Raw genomic sequence first — 19,838 nt, forward strand, 5'->3', positions numbered from 1 at the left:
ATAGTGAGATGAATAAAATTTCTAATTCAATGTATAAAATCAGGCCAAGCCTACAATCAGTGGTCCGAGCAAGGTTAAGAACACATTTGCTAAGGCATAGGTAATTGCAAATGGAACAGTCGGAATCGAGTTTCCTGCTTTGTCTAAAATTGCACCAAATGCAGGGTTTGCACTGCGTGAACCAGATAGTGCACCTGCCATTACTGCAACGTTGTCATAACGCAGAACATAACGAGCAAAGAGCATGGAAAGTAGGAGAGGAACCAGTGTGACCACAACTCCAATCATAAAGAGTGAAAGACCACTTTCTTTAATAGTTTGAATAGCTTGTAAACCTGATTGTAAGCCGACGGCAGCAACGAAGCCTGCAAGTCCTAAATCTTTAAGAAGCTGTGAAGCCGCTAAAGGCATATTGCCATGCACCTGATTTCGACTTCGAATCCAGCCAAACAGAAGACCTGATAGTAAAGCACCGCCACCAGCACCAAGAGTTAAGGGCACGTCACCCAAACGAATCACAAAAAGACCGATCACTAAGCCGACCACAAGGCCTGCACCATGAAAAATCCAGTCTGTTTTTAAGCTTTCAGGTAGGGCTTTACCTGCTTCTTTCACCAAGCGGTCGAGGTCGCTTTTTGTACCGTATACGGTGACCACATCGCCTTGGCGTAAAATGGTGTCATCACTTAAAGGTTGCGGCTCATCCTTACGTTTAATCGCAAGTACATAAATACCGTGCTTTAAATACGCAGGTGTATTGGCCTTGATGTCTCCTAAAGTACGGTTGAGATATTTGGAATTTCTTAGGATGACATCGCTGGTATCCATAATCATTTCCATACCTTGCGATGACTGTAATTCGCTACCGATTTGCTCGGCAACTGAAACTACATTGGCACGGCGGCCAACCAGTAAAATGACATCATCAGTTTGTAAAGTTAGTTCAGGAGCAACATCAATAAATTGATCTTTACGTTTTAACCGTTCAATCGTAATACTCGGCTCTTTTGCTTCAATTTCCGCAATAGTTTGCCCATTGGCTTGTTTAACTTTATAAATACGGCCAACAATTTCAGGCATTGCCAGTTCTTGACCTGGGGCTAATTCAAAAGCACCTTTGAGTCGTTCACTCTGAGCTTTTAAAGCATCGTCGTGAATTTCTTTACCCATAAATTTAGGCAAGATGTTCACACAGACAATAATTGCTCCCAATGAACCGAAAATGTAAGTGACTGCATAGCCAATCGCGACATTTGCTTGAAGTCTTTGAATTTCTGCAAGTGGGAGATCGAGTCTAGAAATTGCATCTCCAGCAGTCCCAATAATCGCTGATTGAGTCATGCCGCCCGCAGCGAGACCCGCAGCCAAGCCTTTATCGAGATGAAAAATTTTAGCCATCACTAAAACAGTGACTAAACCACACACTGCCATAAATACTGCTAATAAAATTTCTTTTATGGACTGTGGACCCAGTGATTTAAAAAACTGAGGGCCACTTTCAAAGCCTACTGCGTAAATGAAGAGAGCAAATAAAATTGCTTTAACGCCGTTATCGACAGGTACGCCAATAAGGCTTAAAACAACTGCGACGAGTAAGGAGCCTGCGACTCCACCAAACTGAAATTTTCCAAACTGGAATTGTCCAATCCAGAAGCCTATTGCGAGTGATAAGAACAATAATATTTCGGGGCTGTGCTTTAAAACACCTTGTAACCATTCAATCATTTTGATCTCACTTTTATTATTAGCTCTATCTTTAATATATAAATTTATTTTTTTCATTTTTAAAATACAGTATGAAAATTACTTAAGCAAACCTTCAGGTTTAGTGGTTTTCTTAAGTTTAATTATAAAAAATAATGTGCTTAAAATACGTGTGAACTAAGGTCTGGTGGTAATTCTGAGTGTTTAAATCAACTATTAATTTTTTAATGAAAGGTAAAATTTATTTACAATAATATAAAGAATATTTTATGAGATTAAAGCGTCTTGCTTATATCTAATCTTGAAAATAAATTTTTAATATATTGATATTTAAACAATTAATTTTTAATTGTTAGACTGGTCTTAATTTTTATATAAATTAAAAAACAATCTACTTAAAATTAATTTTTTGATAATTGTGTCGCATAAATTAATTTTTAATATATTTAAATTAATCTTCATAATTACATTTATTTTAAAGAAAAATATAAGATTTGAAATTGCTATTCTTGAATAGAATGTATATTTGAATATAAAAGTGATTAATATTTTTGTTTTATATCTTAATTAAAATTATCATATTAAAAAGAGAGGGTTATAGGTATTAAAAAACTTTAGAAATACTCTATGACTGCTCATATTTTTAAGTAAATCTCTGTCCGCGTGTATAACCAATACGCTATTCTTTCGTACTGTTTTCCCAATGACTCACATGCCGTACTGTTCAGAAATGCTAAATTTTTGATGGTTTCGTGCTGTCACATGCTGATCTTAGATATGTTGGTCATAAAACTGTGTTATCTCAGCTTAAGCCTTTGACTTTTAGGTTCTATTTTAATTTGGCCACAGAATTTGTACAGATTATTCAGCAGTTTCAATAATATATTGAACAGTACACGGTAATTTTCATCTCAAAATTTATGATGACTTGGATAGTTTTTCGATTGATTTATATTTTAATTTACCTTAGTAATAAAAAGAGTTTTGTGTGACACAGTTAAAACTATAAATCTCAGAGTATAACTATGAAGCTTAAAGAATTAGCAGGTTGTGAGGAATGCGATACTGTCTATCGTAGAACCCCGCTTGCTTATGGAAAAAGAGCTTATTGCTTATGCTGCGGTGCTGAACTCTATCGGCACACCAAACCTTTTTCGACACTGTTGGCTTTAATCTTAACGGCGTTGATCGTATTTATTATTGCCAATAGCTTTCCTATTGTAAAAATTGAATTGCAGGGCAACATCTCTGAAACCACCTTACTGGGTGCGGTCTGGGTGATGTTCCATTATGATCGGGCTTTTGTTGGCATTCTTATTTTAATCACCACTTTTATTGTGCCACTTTCCTATCTGTTATTACTTTCCTATGTGTTGGGCACAGTAAGTGTATTGAAGAAAAGACCCGCATTTTTGGTATTTGCCTTACGTACACTTTATTTTATGAGAGTGTGGGGAATGGTTGAGGTCTTCTTAATTGGAATCTTGGTTACGCTTGTGAAGTTAATAGGAATGGTGTTGGTGATTCCCGAGATTGCGTTATGGGCATTTGCGATTTTAAGTGTATTGTTGGTCTATATTACTTCCATAAAGGTGAGTGATATATGGAACGAAATTGATAGGTCACTGCCATGAAAACGATAAAAAATGTGACCCAAACACAAAGCTCGCAGCAAGGGGCAATGCTTAAGCAATACCCAAGAGCCAAAGATCTCTCATTAATTGTGTGTCACTGCTGTGGGGTTGTAAATTCTGCTCAAAATGAAAAGAGACAATTCAACCAAAGCCATCAGGTTTTACGTTGTACTCGTTGTAATAGTGTTCTGCATTCACGTAAGCCAGCGAGTTTAAATCGAACTTTTGCCTTAGTGGTGGCTGCGACCATTCTCTATATTCCCGCCAATGTACTTCCAATGACGGTGACTGACTCACTGTTGGGTAGCCAACAAGATACCATCATGAGTGGAGTCATTTACTTTTGGCAAAGTGGAGACTATCTGGTTTCAGTGGTCATTTTTATGGCCAGTATTTTTATTCCCATGCTAAAGCTACTGATTTTGTATTTTTTATTGGTGGCGGTATATCTTCAACAATCTTCAGCTTGGAAGTTTTTACCTGAGCAATGCGTTAAATTATATCGAGTTGTCGAGTTTATTGGCCGTTGGTCAATGATTGATGTATTTGTGGTGGCACTCTTAACAGCGCTCATTCAGATTCAGTCGCTTGCTACGATTTTAGCAGGGCCGGGTTCGATTGCTTTTGGTGCAGTTGTAGTGTTAACCATGTTTGCATCGTTAAGTTTTGACCCACGGCTTATTTGGGATAACTTCTACGCATCTCAAAATAAAAACAAGCCTTCTTCTTTTGCCTCAAACAAAACCAAGATTATTCAGGCAGAACATCCGCCGTTGAATAATGATTCTATTAATCCCAGTCAATAAAAGAACAATGAGTATGTCTGAAAATGAAATAACCCCTGGTAACTCAGATCGTCGTGATCCGGATGTTGAACTGGATAGCATGAATGATTTGCCAGAACCCCAAGAAAAGAAAAGTCGGTGGAAGCCTCTTTTAATTTGGCTCATTCCATTGATTGCTCTTTTAATCGCGCTTTCATTAGCGATAAAAGCGCTCTTGTCTCACGGCCCTACAATTGACGTATCTTTTAGGACGGCTGAGGGATTGGTCGCGGGTAAAACAACGGTCCGTTATAAACAGGTGGATATTGGTGTAGTACGCCAGATTGATCTTTCAGAAGACCGTTCACACGTGATTGCCAGAATTGATTTGCGTAAAGATGCGAGTAACTTTGCCGCAAAAGATTCACGGTTTTGGGTTGTGCGACCACGGATTGGGACGAGTGGGGTTTCAGGAATAGACACCTTATTGTCAGGTTCATATATTGAAGTGGATGGTGGTAAGTCGGAAGAGAAAAAACTCGAATTTACTGGCTTGGAAATACCGCCAGTGATTACTTCCGATGTGCCGGGTAAAGAATTTTTCTTAAATGCAGATGACTTGGGGTCTTTAGATGTCGGTTCCCCAATTTATTATCGTCGAATTAATGTGGGCCAAATTACAGCCTATAAATTGTCTGATGATGGTAAAACTGTAGAGCTGCAAACTTTTATTCGTGCGCCGTATGACAAGTTTGTCACCACCGATGCACGTTTTTGGCAGGCGAGTGGGATCGATGTGAGCTTGAATGCCTCAGGATTTAGTTTAGATACTCAATCGCTGGCAAGTATTGTCGCGGGCGGTATTGCTTTTGGAATCCCTGAAAGTTCTCGTGCTACTACAGCGGCAAATCATAGTCGCTTTAATCTATGGGACTCAAAATCTGAGGCATTAAAAGACCCTGACGGGCAACCTCGCGGTGTGATTATGTACTTTGATCATTCATTACGTGGACTGTCTGTTGGCGCGCCAATTGATTTCATGGGCATTGAAATTGGTAATGTTAAATCGATTAATGCAGAGTTTTATAACAATTATAAGCAGATTCGTATGCGTGTTGAGGCGGTCATCTATCCGTCACGCGTTGAGAATGGACAGGCACTCAATCCAAACAGCAATATTTTCAAAGATTTTGTTGAACATGGATGGCGTGCTCAAATGAGAACAGGCAACCTTCTCACGGGTCAAAACTATATTGCCCTAGATAAGTTCCCTAAAGCCAACCCAGCCACATTGCAAATTTTGAGTGATGACCGTGTGGTGATTCCAACTACACCAACTGAACTGAGTGGCTTACAAGCACAAGTTTCTCAGATTGCTGACAAGTTAACCAAATTCCCGTTAGTTGAGATTGGGCAAGATGTACGTAAAACGCTCAACAATATGAACACAGCCATTGAGTCTACCGATAAACTGGTTAAACAGTTAGATGGAAAAGTTGCACCTGGTTTACAAGCAACCTTAGACGATGTTCGTAAAACGGTAAGATCGTCAGAGTCTATTTTGTCGAGCGATGCGCCGTTACAACAAGACGTACGTAAAGCATTGCAGCAAATGACACGTGCAGCTGCTTCATTACAGTTAATGGCAGACTATATTGAGCAACATCCTGAATCAATTATTCGTGGTAAGACACCAGAGACTGATGATGAAAAATAAAAGCACTCTATCTTTTCAACATCCTAAAGCAGCCAACTGGCTGCTTGGGAGCGGCCTGTTTTTAACGGCAGTTGCCATGACGGCATGTTCGAGTTCGCCAACGCCAAATTATTATACGATGTCCCCTAAAATTACTGCGGCTACAAAATCAACTGTGCAGGTGATTGAGGTATTACCCGTCGGGATTCCAGACCGATTGGACCGTGCGCCTTTGGTACTCCAAGACAGTAGTGGTAAGTCTACGGTGTTAAACAATGAACGCTGGACATCGACCATGGGTACGCAATTACGCGATACCTTGTCGGCGGGTTTACAGCAAAAATTAGGGGCAATTGACAGTTATAGCAGTGGGCTAGCTGGAAACAATCAGCCCTTATATCGAGTTTCTACAGACTTTTCTCATTTTGATATTGTAGATAAAAGCTATATTAATATTGCGGTGTCTTGGGTAGTGAAGCGTCAAATACCGCCCACTCAATTAGAGTCAAATAATGCAAAAGTCATCACGAATGCAGGATCTCAGCTCAATTGTCGAATTGCTTTTAAGCAGCCGATTGATCAGAAAGCTAAAAAGATGGAAGGTATTGTGAATGCTTCAAGTGAAGCAATGACTCAAATCATTAATACGGTTTCTTCTTCAATTGTGGCGCTAGATTCAAACAAAAAATCCGTTATTAGCAATGGTGTTTGTTCGTAAAACCAAGCGCTTGTAACAAACCCCTTTATTTGTGCAAACAGATAAAGGGGTTTTATTTTTAGTTGCCTCTATAGGTTGAATAACCGTAAGGGCTAAGTAGTAACGGAATATGGTAGTGATTTACGCTTCCATCGACTTTAAAAATTACTGGAACCTCGGAAAAAAAAGTTTGATGTTTGTTCTTCTTAAACCAGTCTTCAGTTTTAAAGGTGACTTTATAAACTCCTTGCTCTAGTTTTTTATTTTCTGGATAGAGCGCAGTAATACGACCATTTGAATCGGTCACTTGCTGATTGAGTTTAACCCACTGGTTATTGGTATTTTTTTCTAAAACGACTTCAACCTGAGAAGAGGGTAAACCCGTCTCTAGGTTTAACACATGCACACTTAGTGGATTAGTTTGTGCAAATGTAGCTGAAGCTATAAATAATGAAGATAAAGCAATAAATGATTTAGTCATGATGAACTCCTTATGAATGAAAAACGGTTTCAATGGCTTTGCTTGCGCATTGATTGTCATTCTGTGCGCCGCCAGCACCCGCAACTCCAATAGCACCGATCACTTGGTTCTCAAAACGGACAGGTACGCCACCGCCTAACAAAAGTAAATTTGCTACGGTAGTTAAATTTTTTGCATCGGGGTTTTGGTTACTGTTTTGGCTTAAAACTAAGGTCGATGTTTTGGTAGATAACGCGGTATAGGCTTTTTTCTCGGCAGCCATTAAGTTATGCGGGCCCACCAACTCATGCCGTTCGGCAGTTAATGGATTACCACCGCGATCTACAACAACAACCGCAATGTTTTGATTTAATTTTTTGCATGCCTCTTTTGCACTGTCGGCTAACAGGTGGGCAGTTTTTAGATCTAATGAATAAACTTGATTCAAAGCAGGGGGCTGTGCAAAAGTACTATTACCAAATAGCACGGCTGCTAACATCAGCCAGTTCAATTTTTTCATGATGATTGCCTCTATGTCGCTTTGAAAATCTTAAACAAATTGCTTAATTTCAAGCATGACAATCACATTACAAAGTTGTCATCTTTCAAATGAGTCTCTACAAAATGCGTATCCTTATTATTGAAGACGAGATCAAGATCGCCACTTATTTGGTTAAAGGATTAAAAGAGTCTGGATATCAAGCGGAGTGCGTTCACTTAGGGTTGCAAGGTTTGGAAATGCTAAAGAGAGATCAATATGATTTGCTTATTCTTGATGTCATGTTGCCAGACATAGACGGCTGGAGCGTATTACAAGTCCTACGCCAGTTTTCAAAAATTCCGGTGATTTTCTTAACCGCAAAAGATCAGGTGATGGATAGAGTGAAAGGTTTGGAGTTGGGCGCAGATGATTACTTGGCTAAACCTTTTTCCTATATTGAACTGTTGGCACGCATTAAAAGTCTGTTAAGACGACAGCAATATCTGCAAGAAAATGAGTTGTCTATTAGTGATCTAAAAATGGATGTGGTCGGCCATAAAGTATGGCGTAACGGAAACTTAATTGAACTGAGTAAAACCGAATTTAATTTGTTGCGTTATTTATTACTCAACAAAGAGCAAATTGTGACACGCAGACAAATTGGTTCCGAAGTTTGGAATATTAACTTTGACACTGATACAAACTTTATTGATGTTGCGGTACGCCGTTTACGAAGCAAAATTGATGAGGGATATGAATTAAAACTTATTCATACCATACGTGGCTTGGGCTATAAAATTTCGGTTAGCTTATGAACTTTAAATTTCTACGTTCTCTTGAAGTCCGTATTACATTACTGGTCACGCTCTGTTCTGCCTTAATTTTATGTTCAGTCGGCTTTATGACCTATTTGGGTATTAACCAGATTTTATTAAAGCAACAAGATAATGCTTTAGCAGACAGAATTAACCGTTTGGAAATTTTGCTACAAGATAGCGAAAATGTAGAGCAAATTATTGCGCGGCCTAAGCTGTATCAAAACATGCTCGGCAACCAAGACAACTTGTTCCTGCTCATCCATAAAGACAAAACTTTAATTAATATCAATCCGCTCCACATTCAACTACCTGAACTTGCACAGCGCGACAGTCTTCAATTTCAAGATTTAACTAACAACTCATATCCAACGCGCATTGCATGGAAAACCATAAAAATTAATGACGAGCCTTATCTACTGATTGCAGGTAAACAGTGGTCGGAACGCATCAATATTCTTTTACCTTTTCAAGAAAGTTTGTTGATGTATGTGGTCGGGGGCGTGTTTGCAATCTTTGTGCTTTGCATTTTAGCGTGTCATCTTGGTTTAAGATCGCTGCAACAGCTTCGCAAGCAAACTCATTCTATTAACGTAAATCAGCTACAGAAACGGTTAAACCTCCTAAATTCACCTTTAGAAGTTGATCTACTTTCAAAAGATATAAACCATATGCTTGAGCGTATTGAAAAGGGTTATACCCAGCTCAACCGTTTTTCTGAAGATATTGCACATGAGTTCCGCACACCTTTAAATAATCTGATTGGGCAAACCGAGATTGCTTTAACTGGCGAACGTTCGGTTGAACAATATGAAGATTTACTGGTTTCTCATTTAGACGATTACCACAGATTAAAACGCATGATTGATAGCATGCTTTTCTTGGCAAGAGCCGATCAGAAAATGGTGCTTGTAAACAAACAAGAAATAAATCTCCAAGATGTTATGGATAGGATATGCCAGATTTTTGAATATCAAGCCGAGGAACAAGACTGTCATTTTAGTTTTAACTTAGAAGCTCAAACGTTATTTGCAGATCCTGAGCTTTTTCAAAGAGCCGTGTATAACCTTGTGTTAAATGCGCTGGTTCACGGTGGTAACAAGCGAACTATTTATATCGCAACAAAACATAAGATGATTGAGCATAAGCAATGGGTCAGCCTAACTGTGGTAACGGGTGGTATTTCAATTGCTGAACATCAACTTGAGCATCTTTTTGAAAGATTTTACCAATGCCACTCAAGTCGAAGTGATGAGAATCAAACAGGTGGATTAGGCCTATCGATTGTTGCTTCAATTATGGATCTACATGATGGCCGCTATCGAGTTTATAACACGGTTGAGGGTGTGTGCTTTGAGCTTGATTTTCCAGTTGCCGATGCTCTAAAGAAATACAATTAAATCCTTATTAATGTTGCTTAATTTTTAAAATTCACACTTTGTTCACAGCCCTCTGACGTATGTTTAAACGTATGAAATAAACAGAAGAGGGCAATCATGAAATTATTATTTAAATCACTTGTCATTAGCAGTAGCCTTGCAGCAGTGAGCTTAATGCTTCCTTTGAGCACCTTTGCAGACACCAATACTAAACCTGTCGCTGTTGATTCTATTGATATTAATAAATACGCAGGTAAGTGGTATGAAATTGCGCATTTACCTATGTTTTTTCAGCGTAATTGTGTAGCCAATACAACTGCAAACTATTCTATTAACGCGGACAAAACCGTTGGTGTTTTAAATAGCTGTACGACTAAAAAAGGCGAAATGATCTCATCTGAAGGAGTTGCCTATCCGCAAAATCAAGGCAACAGTAAATTGAAGGTGAGCTTTTTACCTTCTGGCCTCCGATGGATTCCTTTTACAAAAGGCGATTACTGGGTTTTAAGAGTTGACCCAAATTATCAGGTTGCTTTAGTCGGTGGTCCAAGCCATAAATATTTATGGATTCTTTCTCGTAGTCCTCAACTTGATGAGGCGACATATCAGTCTTATCTGCAAACCGCAAAAAGCTATGGCTACGACGTTTCTAAACTCGTTAAAACAACCCAGTCTAAATAGTAAAGTGCTGGTTGCATAGATGCTTATATTTATCTCGTAACCGAGTGAACTTCACATAAAATTCATTGCGCATTTTCTAAATTAGAACCAAAAGAAATGCTTTAGATCAGGAAGAATCAATGTCTAAATTTTTTCTGCGCTGGATCGATAGCTGGTCAGATTCAGAAAATGCGCAAGTGGGTGCTTCTAGCGAATATGTCATTGAAAAGAAAATTCAATGGTTAAGAATTATTCCTTTTATTTTATTACATATCGCTTGTTTAGCAGTGTTTTGGGTGGGTGTATCTTGGTTCGCGGTTGTTTTCATGCTGGGGTTTTATTTTATTCGCATGTTTGCAATTACCGCTTTTTTTCACCGCTATCTTTCGCATAAAACTTTTCAGACATCACGTATTGTTCAATTCATTTTTGTACTGATCGGGACCATGAGTGCGCAGCGCGGACCGTTATGGTGGGCAGCACATCACCGTTATCACCATCACTTTACTGACACCGATCAGGACCCGCATTCAGCGAAAGCAGGTTTTTGGTATTCGCATGTAGGCTGGTTTTTAAATGAGCAAAATTTTGCTACTCGAAAAAAAATCATTAAAGACTGGTTGAAATATCCTGAGCTGATTTGGCTAGATCGATTTAGTTTGCCTATTGTGATTTTGACGGCCTTAGTAATTTATGGTTTAGGTTCGTGGCTTGCACAACATTTTCCTGACTTGGGTACGAATGGTTTACAGCTTTTAGTGTGGGGATTTGTGATTTCCACTGTTCTATTAACACATGCAACCTTGTGTATTAATTCACTCGCTCATCGTTATGGCTCACGTGAGTTTAATACCCCAGATGATAGCCGTAATAATTTTCTACTTTCTTTAATTACCTTGGGTGAAGGATGGCACAACAACCATCACTTTTACGCAGGCAGTGTGCGTCAAGGTTTTTATTGGTGGCAGATTGATATCACCTTTTATGTGCTCAAACTGATGTCTCTATTTGGTTTGGTATGGGGGTTAAAACCAGTACCAGACAAGGTTTATCAATATAAAAAGATTAAAGACTTATCGATAGAAAAAATTGAAAACGGTGAAGTGTTATGAAAATTGCCATTATTGGTTCAGGTATATCTGGACTTTACGCAGCTTGGAGATTGTCAGAACAACATCAAGTCACTGTGTATGAAAAAAATAACTATTTTGGCGGTCATACTGACACTCACGAGCTAGAGATAGAAGGCACTAAAGTCGCGGTAGATAGTGGTTTTATTGTGTTTAACGACTATAACTATCCGTTATTTACTGACATGCTTAAAAAATTAGGCGTAGAAACTCAAAGCAGCGATATGAGTTTTTCGGTGAATAATCTGGTCAGTGGACTTCAATATAACCCTTCAAAAAAATGGTCGCTCTTTGCCCGTCCGCAGAACTTTTTAAACCGAAAATTTCTGCAAATGCTCTCAGATTTGCTGCGTTTTTATGATGACAATAAAGATATAGATGTGGCGGATATCGATCCTAATTTATCGATTGAAGAGTATTTGGACCTTCACAAATATAGTCATGAGTTTCGTTATGAGCATCTTTATCCGATGTGCGGTGCCTTATGGTCGGCACCCGTTGAGCAGGTAGGCCAAATTCCATATCGATTTGTCGTGAGCTTTTTTCAGCATCACCGCATGTTGCAGTTAAAAGAGCGGCCGCAATGGCAAACGGTTAAACACGGTTCAGCAAGCTATATTCGTGCTATTCAAAAGAATTGCCAATCCATTGAGTGGAAATTTGCAGAAGTAAAAGCTGTGAGTCGTTCACTAGAAACAGTTTTAATCGAAACCGTTGAAGGGCAAGCGCAATATGATTGGGTGATTTTTGCGAGCCATGCTGACGATAGCCTAAGTTTAATTAAAGATGCGTCGGAGCTTGAACAAGAAATATTAAGCCAATTTGGTTATCAAGATAATCGAATGGTCGTCCATCGTGATCTTTCAATTATGCCTAAAAGCCGTTTGCAATGGGCAAGCTGGCATGTACATGTAACACCAAAATCTCAAGTTCAAAACGATGAGTCCGACATACATTATGGTTTTACCTACTGGATGAATAATTTGCAGAATTTATCCTGCGCTACACAAATTTTTTCTACTTTAAATCCGAATATGAAAATCAAAGCCGAAGACATCTTGGTTGAGCGGCAATACCGACATCCCGTATTTGATGCAAAAGCGATTCAAGCTCAATCTCGTTGGCACGAAATTAATGGGCAAAATCGGACTTCGTTTTGTGGAGCATATTGGGGCTGGGGCTTTCATGAAGACGGCGCCCGCAGTGCAGCATGTGTTGTTGAGCAACTCTTAGCGTTATAAGAATAAATAAGGAGCTTTCAAATGTTATTAAATAAACTTGCTATCGCTCCTGCGCTTATTCGTCATCGGCGTTATAGTCCTAAACCGCATGAGTTTACATCGACCTTAAATTATTTATGGTTCGATCCAGATCAATTAGTTGATATCACAAAAGATTGTTCACTTTGGTCGACGGATCACTGGAATGTATTAAAGCTATCTAAAAATGATTTTTTAAACATGTATCACGGTTCTATAAGGGATAGAGTAGAGAAAGCGATACTGCAAAATAATCACTTACACCTTCGGCCAGACTGGCAAATTCGAGTCTTGGCCTTGCCTCGTTGTTTAGGTTTTCGGTTTAATTCGGTCGTATTTTATTTTGTTTTAAACAAAGCCGGAAAACCGCTATTTATTCTTAGTGAAATTACCAATACCCCGTGGAATGAACGAAAAGTCTATACACATGACTGTATAAAACAACAAGGTCAGGTAGGTGACTATCAAAGTTTCGATTTTAACTTTGAAAAATCATTTCATGTTTCGCCGTTCATGCCCATGCAGTTGACTTACCGTTGGCGATTTAGTTTTTCAGGTCAGCAGAATGTCATTCACATGCAGCTTTTGGAAGAGCAAAAACAAGTCTTTGATGCCACTATGCGTTTTGAGCTTGTGCCCATCACATTTCCTTCACAGCAATATCGATATGCTCTTATGAACAGCTTAGCGCCTTTTAAAATGTTGTTTTCAATATATTTAGAGGCATTTAAGTTGTGGCGAAAAAAAGTTCCATTTTATCGTCATCCTAAAAAGATCAAGGTAGATAAGACATGATAAAAACATTTCTTTATGGTGAAGATGACTCACTACCGTTACTGCTCAAGAGTCTTCTCAAACTACGTCATGGACAGATCACTTTTCAGGGCGCGTGGAATGGGACGGTCGGTGAAGTTTCAGACTTACATGCTGTGATTGAAGTTCACAATCCTTTATTGATGGATCTTATTTTAAAAAATGGTGTTTTGGGAGCAGCAGAAGGCTACATTCGTGGTGACTGGAGCAGCGAGCACCTTGTCGAGTTGATTCAGATCTTGGCACGTAACCGAGCTGTATTGGACCAAATCAACCAGAATGTTATTGCTCAAGCGAGCCAGTTTTTTCTTAAAGCTTGGTATCAAAATCGAAAGAATTCTATAAGTGGTAGCCGTAAAAATATTGCCGAGCACTACGACTTAAGCAACGACTTTTTTAAATTATTTTTAGATCCGTCTTTAATGTATTCGAGCGCAGTTTTTGAAAATGAAAGCATGACCCTCGAAGAAGCATCTGATTTAAAAAAAGAGATCATTTGTAAAAAGTTAGATTTAAAACCGCTAGATCATTTGGTTGAAATTGGAAGTGGGTGGGGTGGTTTTGCCATTTATGCAGCTCAACATTATGGCTGTAGAGTAACCACCATTACCATTTCACAAGCTCAATATGATGAAGCCGTTACTCGTGTAAATGAAGCTGGCTTGGCACATCGAATTGATGTGCAACTCAAAGACTACCGTTTGCTCGAAGGCAAGTTCGATAAGCTGGTTTCAATTGAAATGGTTGAGGCAGTTGGTGCGCAATATTTATCGACATACTTTGATCAATGTAAAGCACTATTAAAACCGAAAGGGTTGGCATTTATTCAAGCCATTACTATTGAAGATTTTCGATATAAAAAAGCATTAAATACAGTTGATTATATTAAGCGCTATATTTTCCCGGGTAGCTTTATTCCTAGCATAAGTGTATTAACTCAAACTGCTTCTGAAAGTGGTTTAAGGTTAAAGCATTTAAATGATATTGGTTTAAGTTATGCGCAAACACTTCATCACTGGCGAGCGCGTTTTTTAGCAGCGCGGGAACAAGTATTGGCTCTAGGTTTCGATGAAAACTTCATCCGCATGTGGGATTTCTATTTATGTTATTGCGAAGGTGGTTTTAAAGAAGGCGTGATAAGCAATGTTCACTTGTTGTTTGAAAGTACCAGTTACTAACTCAAACATCTCAAGTAAGGAGACTGCTCATGTTTTGGAATTTAGTGATTCTAGATTTAATGATCATGTTGCTGAGCTGGCTACTTGCCACTCTAAATGGCCGAGCTGGAATTGTAGATGCTGCATGGAGTTTCTGTCTGGCAGTAAACATTATTGTATCATCTTTACTCATTTCAGTTGCCCCAGTTGAAGTACGTCTTTTTATCGGTATTTTTAGCGGCTTATGGTTTTTAAGATTATTTTGGCACCTGTTAAGACGTTATCAATCTGAACAAAAAGAAGATGGCCGTTACGCGAGCATGCGTCAAGCCATGGGTAAGTTTCAGCATATTGGCTTTTTATTCTTTTTTATCTTTCAAACACTTTTAGTGCTTTTGTTCTTTTTGCCGATGTGGATGCTCCTCAATGTAGAGGCAACTGAATGGAATAGTGGATATAAAGTCACTTTAGTAATTGCTGCTGTCATCATGGCAATTGCTTTTATTGGAGAACAGCTCGCTGATCAGCAGTTATACCGATTTAAATTAAATCCAGATCATCATGGCAAAACGATGGATCAGGGTTTATGGCGTTATTCACGTCACCCCAATTATTTTTTTGAATGGTTACACTGGTTTGCCTATCCAATTATTGGTTTAGCGGCAGGCCAATATGTATTGTGGATTTATCCGTTACTGATGTGGTTATTTTTATATTACGTCACGGGTATTCCATTTAGTGAAAAACAAGCAATTAAAAGTCGCGGTCAAAATTATCTTGATTATCAACAAAAAACATCAATGTTTATTCCGCGAAAACCCAAAAAATAGGTGCGCATATGGATTTTATTGTTCATCAGTCTTTGAAAATTGTTGAAAGTGGTGTGATTCCAGATCATGCAATTCGAGCTGCAATTCGTGCTTTAAGTAAAAAGCGCTTAATCCAAGAAGGCCGTTATGACCCTGAACAAGGGGCACAGCGCTACATGGATGTGCTTAATATGCTGAAGAAGAGCGAAATCGCCGTTGAAACGGATAAGGCAAACGAGCAGCACTATGAATTGCCGACCGAGTTTTTTCAGGCGGTGCTTGGAAAAAGACTCAAATATAGTGCGTGCTATTTTCCAACTAAAACCACAACTTTAGATCAGGCTGAAGAGTTGGCTCTTCAGCTTTATTGTGAAAGAGCACAACTTAAAAACGGTCAACAGATTTTAGAGTTAGGCTGTGGATGGGGCTCTTTAACTTTGTGGATGGCAGAAAACTATCCACGCTCACAGATTACGACTGTTTCAAATTCTGCAACGCAGAAAAAGTATATTCTTCGGCAAGCAGAATTGAGAGGTTTAACCAATGTTGAAGTGCTTACCTGTGATGTAAATGTACTCGACTTAGACCAAGACAAGTTTGATCGTGTTGTATCGGTCGAAATGTTTGAACACGTTCGTAATTACCAACGTCTTTTTGAAAAAATTCAGGGCTGGTTAAAGGCAGATGGCTTACTTTGGTGTCATATTTTTTGCCATCGCTTTTTACATTATCCTTTTGAAGTGAAATCAGATTATGATTGGATGTCCAAGTATTTCTTTACTGGCGGTTTAATGCCTTCGACTTCGACTTTTTTGCATTTTCAAGAGCATTTAGAGTTGGCTCAACAGTGGCAGTGGTCGGGTGAGCACTATATGAGAACGGCAAATGCTTGGCTTGATAACATGGATAACCAAGAAGTCGAACTGAAGCTACTGTTTAAAAAAATCTATGGAAAAGATGCCAATATTTGGTGGCAACGCTGGCGTATTTTCTTCATGGCTTGTGCTGAGTTATTTGGTTTTGAGCAAGGTCAAGAATGGGTCATTGGTCACTTTTTATTTAAAAAGCGATCATAGTAATTTCTATAGCCTATCCCGGCGATAAAGATATGATAAAAACTCGACATGATGGCAAAGCGAGTCATCCATTAGCCCAAATGTTCAATCGATATTACTGGTTGCAGATTGGTCTGATTGCATTATCGATCGTGGTCGGGTTGGCTTGTAGTGCTTGGGTGATTAAGGGCTCTTTACTTAAAACCGCTTTAGAACAGGAAATGGAGCATTACTGGTTACGCATAGAACGTAATCCAAATGCTGATTTACCAGATACTAAAAATTTATATGGATATCGGTGGAATACACAGGTCGCGCCTCAACCTTTTCGGGGCATGCATTTAGAAAGTGGCGTGCACCGAGTATTTGTTGATGGTAAAGAACGAATGACGGTCTATGGTGAGCGTAATGGTCAGCATGTTCTGTTGGTATTTGGCGAAAGCAATGTTAATAAGCTGATCTGGTTATTTGGTCTTGCTCCCCTCATGTTCAGCTTATCTGTTTTATATAGCTTTTTGTGGTGGTCAAACCGAAGAGCAAGACGCTATTTTTCCCCGATTACGCGCTTAGCGAATGCTTTAGAAAATATTGATTGGGCACATCAAGATACTCAGGCATCTCCTTTTAGAGATATTAATACCAATGGCAACATGGAAGCCGAATATCTCAAACAAGCTTTAGAAAAATATCATCAGGTTTTAAGTGATTTTATCCGACGCGAAAGAGAATTTACTGGAGATGTGAGTCATGAGTTACGCACTCCGCTCACGATTTTGAAAGGTAATGTGCAACTGTGTCAGGCGAAATATGGAGACGATAAATCTTTAGTTCGTCTTCATAACACAATTGAAGATATGCAGTTGCTCGTCGATACCTTACTTGCGATTGCTCGGAATACGGTAAAAAGCTTGCCGTCTGAGAAAAATTTATTATCGAAAACGGTAAAGGATCTTGTTGAAAGTTTAGAAGCGGTGAGTGTAGGTAAAGGGATACAGATTAATATTCAACCTGACGTTTCTGAGCAGCCACGTTGGTTATATCCTTCGATGACTCAAATGGTTTTAGGTAATATTTTACGTAATGCCCTGAACTATTCTCAAGGTTCACAAATCGACATTATTCAACAAAAAAACAGTCTGATTATTGCAGATAATGGAATTGGAATTTCTTTACCTAACGATGTAAAGGTGCAAGAGCTCAGCGATTCACAACTTTCCTTAAAGGCTAAAGGTCATGGCATTGGTTTGCAATTGGTACAAAAGCTTTGCAAGCAATTAGGATGGAGAGTGGAGCTGTTTGATCGACAATATTATTTAACCACTCATCCTGAACTCGATTTGGAGCCAACCACAGGCTTAATTGTTGTGGTCTATTTAAGTTAGGTCGCAGAATCTTCCAAAGCAATTTTTAAACCGACCCCTGCCACTGTATGTAATAGCTTTGGGTCAAAAGGTTTATCAACCATTTTTCTTAAGTTATAGATATGACTGCGTAACGCATCACTTTCAGGCTCTTCGTCGCCCCATAATTCCATCATCAGTTCTTGCTTGGTCACCACTTTTGGAGACTGGCGCATCAAAATTTTTAATAGTTTGAATTGAATAGGGGGTAGCTCGATATTATTTCCAGCACGAACCACGGTTTGAGTTGCGCTATCAAGAATTAAGTCGTGAATTTGAATTTTATGGTGAGTGACTTCGCCAGCTGCTCTTTTTATTAATGCACGAATCCGCATCACTAGTTCATTAAAATCAAAAGGTTTTACCAAATAATCATCTGTTCCAGCGGTAAAACCTTTAAGTTTGTCATCTAAAGTATCTCTTGCTGTGAGCATAAGAACAGGAATATCAACGCCTTGTTCGGTGCGTAGCCAGTTGCATAGGTCATAACCCGAGCCATCGGGCAAATTTATATCGAGCAACAAAAGATGATAATGCTGCGATTTGAGAAAAGTTCGTGCAGCATCTAAATTACGTGCATGATCGACGACATAACCATGCACTTCAAGAAATTCGCAGACCGTTGCTGCAAGTTCAAAATGGTCCTCAACCATGAGGATAAAGTGATTACCCATGAGATTTTATTAAGCCATTAATTTAATAATTGTTGTTTTAATTTAGCATTAAACGGTTCACTACCAAACCAGATTTTAAAATATTGATTTGCATTCGGATTGTTCAAAGAACCGAGTAGCTTCTGGTTTAACTTTAGTTCTAGTTTTTGATTTTCATGTTGATAGTAGAGACTATAAAGATCTCCACTCTTAATTGGCCTATATAGTTCATTAATATGATTAAGCGAAGATTTAGCATCAAAGCCGCTAACATTTTTCTTCAAAAAGTGGGTTGCTGCGCGTTTAAATGCCCACTCGGGAATATCACGGTTATAGCTAAAGTCCATTTTGATACTTTGGCTTTGCCAATTTTTTTGGCAATCTTCAGCAAAGTAACTGACATTTCCCACTTTCTTGCTCGTCACCATTAAAGGAGCTGAACTGCATTTTTTTAGTTCAGCCGCATTTGCTTGAGATACGATTAAGATTCCTAGAAATATCAAGATTCGACTTTTTTGAACGGCAATATCCATTTATATACTCCTCCAAATATTGGTAAAGAACGGTAGAGGCCATTCGCTGGATCCCAATAATCTTGCTGGAAAATAATTTTTTGTTGGTCATTAATCTTAATTTGACTAATTCCATAAGAAGCCATGGTTTTTGAGCGACCTAGCATTTTAAAGTCATAGGTCATGTACCAATGGATATAGGCTGTATCTTGGTGATGAGTTGCACTAATGAGTTTTACAGTGACATTACTCACTCGGGCATTCATACCTTCAAAATGCTTAATGAGATCTTTCTTTTGAGAGAACTGCGAGAGTGTATCGTTGATATAGAGCTGATCAGCGTAAAGATTGCTGGCATTATTTACAAAAGAAGGGGTACCGAGCGTATTAAATGCAGCGACAAAACGATTGCCGATATCTAGCGCCTGTTGATCATTTAATTCTATACCAGTAATTTTTTGTTCAGCTTTGCCATAGTCACCTGAGTAACTAGGCACACTTTTACACGCCGTTAAACCTACTAAGGTAATCAGCCCTAGGGCTGTAGTTATAATTTTCATGTCGATATCCAATCCAACTTTATATGATCAAATTAAAGAGCTGGTCGTGAATTTTGCGTGAATTCTTATGTTTTATGGTTTGGGTTTAATGAAGGAGTTTTCTGCTTTGGCAAGTTCATAAATTAGTTCTATTCAACTTAGAAATTTCTTGGGACTCCACAGCTTTTCATATTAATAAATGGGAGAAGCTAGAAAAAAAT

General features: G+C 38.7%; 20 protein-coding genes. 14 read left to right on the forward strand and 6 right to left on the reverse strand.

Annotated elements, in window-relative coordinates; genetic code table 11:
• Positions 1-39 precede the first annotated feature (39 nt).
• Entirely contained in the window at positions 40-1,725 is a 1,686-nt protein-coding gene (aspT, locus tag J580_RS14350; protein ID WP_032004661.1) for an aspartate-alanine antiporter, read from the reverse strand.
• Between the two features lie 1,004 nt (positions 1,726-2,729).
• Here aspT and J580_RS14355 point away from each other — a divergent pair.
• Genes J580_RS14355 through J580_RS14370 form a run of 4 tightly spaced genes read left to right on the forward strand, consistent with a single transcriptional unit; the run spans position 2,730 to position 6,516 of the window.
• Positions 2,730-3,338, forward strand: a complete 609-nt coding sequence (locus J580_RS14355; RefSeq protein WP_014207187.1) for a paraquat-inducible protein A — start codon at positions 2,730-2,732, stop codon at positions 3,336-3,338.
• Positions 3,335-4,144 (forward strand): paraquat-inducible protein A, encoded by an 810-nt coding sequence (locus J580_RS14360; RefSeq protein ID WP_032004662.1) that lies wholly within the window; start codon positions 3,335-3,337, stop codon positions 4,142-4,144. The genes J580_RS14355 and J580_RS14360 overlap by 4 nt, the downstream gene beginning before the upstream one ends.
• A gap of 7 nt (positions 4,145-4,151) precedes the next feature.
• The gene (locus J580_RS14365; RefSeq protein WP_032001382.1) at positions 4,152-5,819 is read left to right on the forward strand and encodes an intermembrane transport protein PqiB; all 1,668 of its coding nucleotides are present in this window, start codon (positions 4,152-4,154) and stop codon (positions 5,817-5,819) included.
• Positions 5,809-6,516 (forward strand): PqiC family protein, encoded by a 708-nt coding sequence (locus J580_RS14370; protein WP_032004663.1) that lies wholly within the window; start codon positions 5,809-5,811, stop codon positions 6,514-6,516. The genes J580_RS14365 and J580_RS14370 overlap by 11 nt, the downstream gene beginning before the upstream one ends.
• Positions 6,517-6,574: 58 nt before the next feature.
• On the opposite strand, the gene uraH is transcribed toward J580_RS14370, so the two are convergent.
• Entirely contained in the window at positions 6,575-6,976 is a 402-nt protein-coding gene (gene uraH / locus J580_RS14375) for a hydroxyisourate hydrolase (protein WP_032004664.1), read from the reverse strand.
• A gap of 10 nt (positions 6,977-6,986) precedes the next feature.
• Positions 6,987-7,454, reverse strand: coding sequence for a GlcG/HbpS family heme-binding protein (locus J580_RS14380; RefSeq protein ID WP_014207181.1), 468 nt, complete (start codon positions 7,452-7,454; stop codon positions 6,987-6,989).
• Between the two features lie 125 nt (positions 7,455-7,579).
• On the opposite strand from J580_RS14380, the gene J580_RS14385 reads away from it, so the two are divergent.
• The 10 genes from J580_RS14385 (at position 7,580) to J580_RS14430 (ending at position 17,895) form a co-directional block, all read left to right on the forward strand.
• Positions 7,580-8,251, forward strand: coding sequence for a heavy metal response regulator transcription factor (locus J580_RS14385; protein ID WP_017480807.1), 672 nt, complete (start codon positions 7,580-7,582; stop codon positions 8,249-8,251).
• Entirely contained in the window at positions 8,248-9,651 is a 1,404-nt protein-coding gene (locus J580_RS14390) for a heavy metal sensor histidine kinase (RefSeq protein ID WP_032004666.1), read from the forward strand. Before J580_RS14385 ends, J580_RS14390 begins: the two co-directional genes overlap by 4 nt.
• A gap of 96 nt (positions 9,652-9,747) precedes the next feature.
• Entirely contained in the window at positions 9,748-10,311 is a 564-nt protein-coding gene (locus J580_RS14395; RefSeq protein WP_032004667.1) for a lipocalin family protein, read from the forward strand.
• A 119-nt stretch (positions 10,312-10,430) separates the two neighbouring features.
• The gene (locus tag J580_RS14400; RefSeq protein WP_032004668.1) at positions 10,431-11,402 is read left to right on the forward strand and encodes an acyl-CoA desaturase; all 972 of its coding nucleotides are present in this window, start codon (positions 10,431-10,433) and stop codon (positions 11,400-11,402) included.
• Positions 11,399-12,661, forward strand: coding sequence for an NAD(P)/FAD-dependent oxidoreductase (locus J580_RS23550; RefSeq protein WP_032004669.1), 1,263 nt, complete (start codon positions 11,399-11,401; stop codon positions 12,659-12,661). Before J580_RS14400 ends, J580_RS23550 begins: the two co-directional genes overlap by 4 nt.
• A gap of 21 nt (positions 12,662-12,682) precedes the next feature.
• Positions 12,683-13,474 carry a DUF1365 domain-containing protein gene (locus J580_RS14410; RefSeq protein ID WP_032004670.1) on the forward strand — a complete coding sequence of 264 codons (792 nt, stop codon included), beginning with the start codon at positions 12,683-12,685 and terminating at the stop codon, positions 13,472-13,474.
• A complete protein-coding gene (locus J580_RS14415) occupies positions 13,471-14,670 on the forward strand; it encodes an SAM-dependent methyltransferase (protein WP_017480813.1) in 1,200 nt (399 codons plus the stop codon). The genes J580_RS14410 and J580_RS14415 overlap by 4 nt, the downstream gene beginning before the upstream one ends.
• 29 nt (positions 14,671-14,699) lie before the next feature.
• Positions 14,700-15,479, forward strand: coding sequence for a DUF1295 domain-containing protein (locus tag J580_RS14420; protein ID WP_032004671.1), 780 nt, complete (start codon positions 14,700-14,702; stop codon positions 15,477-15,479).
• A gap of 8 nt (positions 15,480-15,487) precedes the next feature.
• Positions 15,488-16,534 carry an SAM-dependent methyltransferase gene (locus J580_RS14425; protein ID WP_032004672.1) on the forward strand — a complete coding sequence of 349 codons (1,047 nt, stop codon included), beginning with the start codon at positions 15,488-15,490 and terminating at the stop codon, positions 16,532-16,534.
• A gap of 32 nt (positions 16,535-16,566) precedes the next feature.
• Positions 16,567-17,895: a sensor histidine kinase gene (locus J580_RS14430; protein WP_032004673.1), complete on the forward strand. Its 1,329-nt coding sequence runs from the start codon at positions 16,567-16,569 to the stop codon at positions 17,893-17,895.
• Here J580_RS14430 and J580_RS14435 read toward each other — a convergent pair.
• The 3 genes from J580_RS14435 to J580_RS14445 are packed head-to-tail and all read right to left on the reverse strand — an operon-like array spanning position 17,892 to position 19,638.
• Positions 17,892-18,587, reverse strand: coding sequence for a response regulator transcription factor (locus J580_RS14435; RefSeq protein WP_000526530.1), 696 nt, complete (start codon positions 18,585-18,587; stop codon positions 17,892-17,894). The two genes, J580_RS14430 and J580_RS14435, sit on opposite strands and share 4 nt — an antisense overlap.
• Before the next feature lie 17 nt (positions 18,588-18,604).
• Positions 18,605-19,099 carry a chalcone isomerase family protein gene (locus tag J580_RS14440; protein ID WP_032004674.1) on the reverse strand — a complete coding sequence of 165 codons (495 nt, stop codon included), beginning with the start codon at positions 19,097-19,099 and terminating at the stop codon, positions 18,605-18,607.
• Complete coding sequence (locus J580_RS14445; RefSeq protein ID WP_032004676.1) at positions 19,066-19,638, reverse strand: nuclear transport factor 2 family protein; 573 nt, start codon at positions 19,636-19,638, stop codon at positions 19,066-19,068. Before J580_RS14445 ends, J580_RS14440 begins: the two co-directional genes overlap by 34 nt.
• Between the last annotated feature and the right edge of the window lie 200 nt (positions 19,639-19,838).

This window comes from Acinetobacter sp. 1542444 (assembly GCF_000581835.1).
Lineage (GTDB): Bacteria > Pseudomonadota > Gammaproteobacteria > Pseudomonadales > Moraxellaceae > Acinetobacter > Acinetobacter pittii.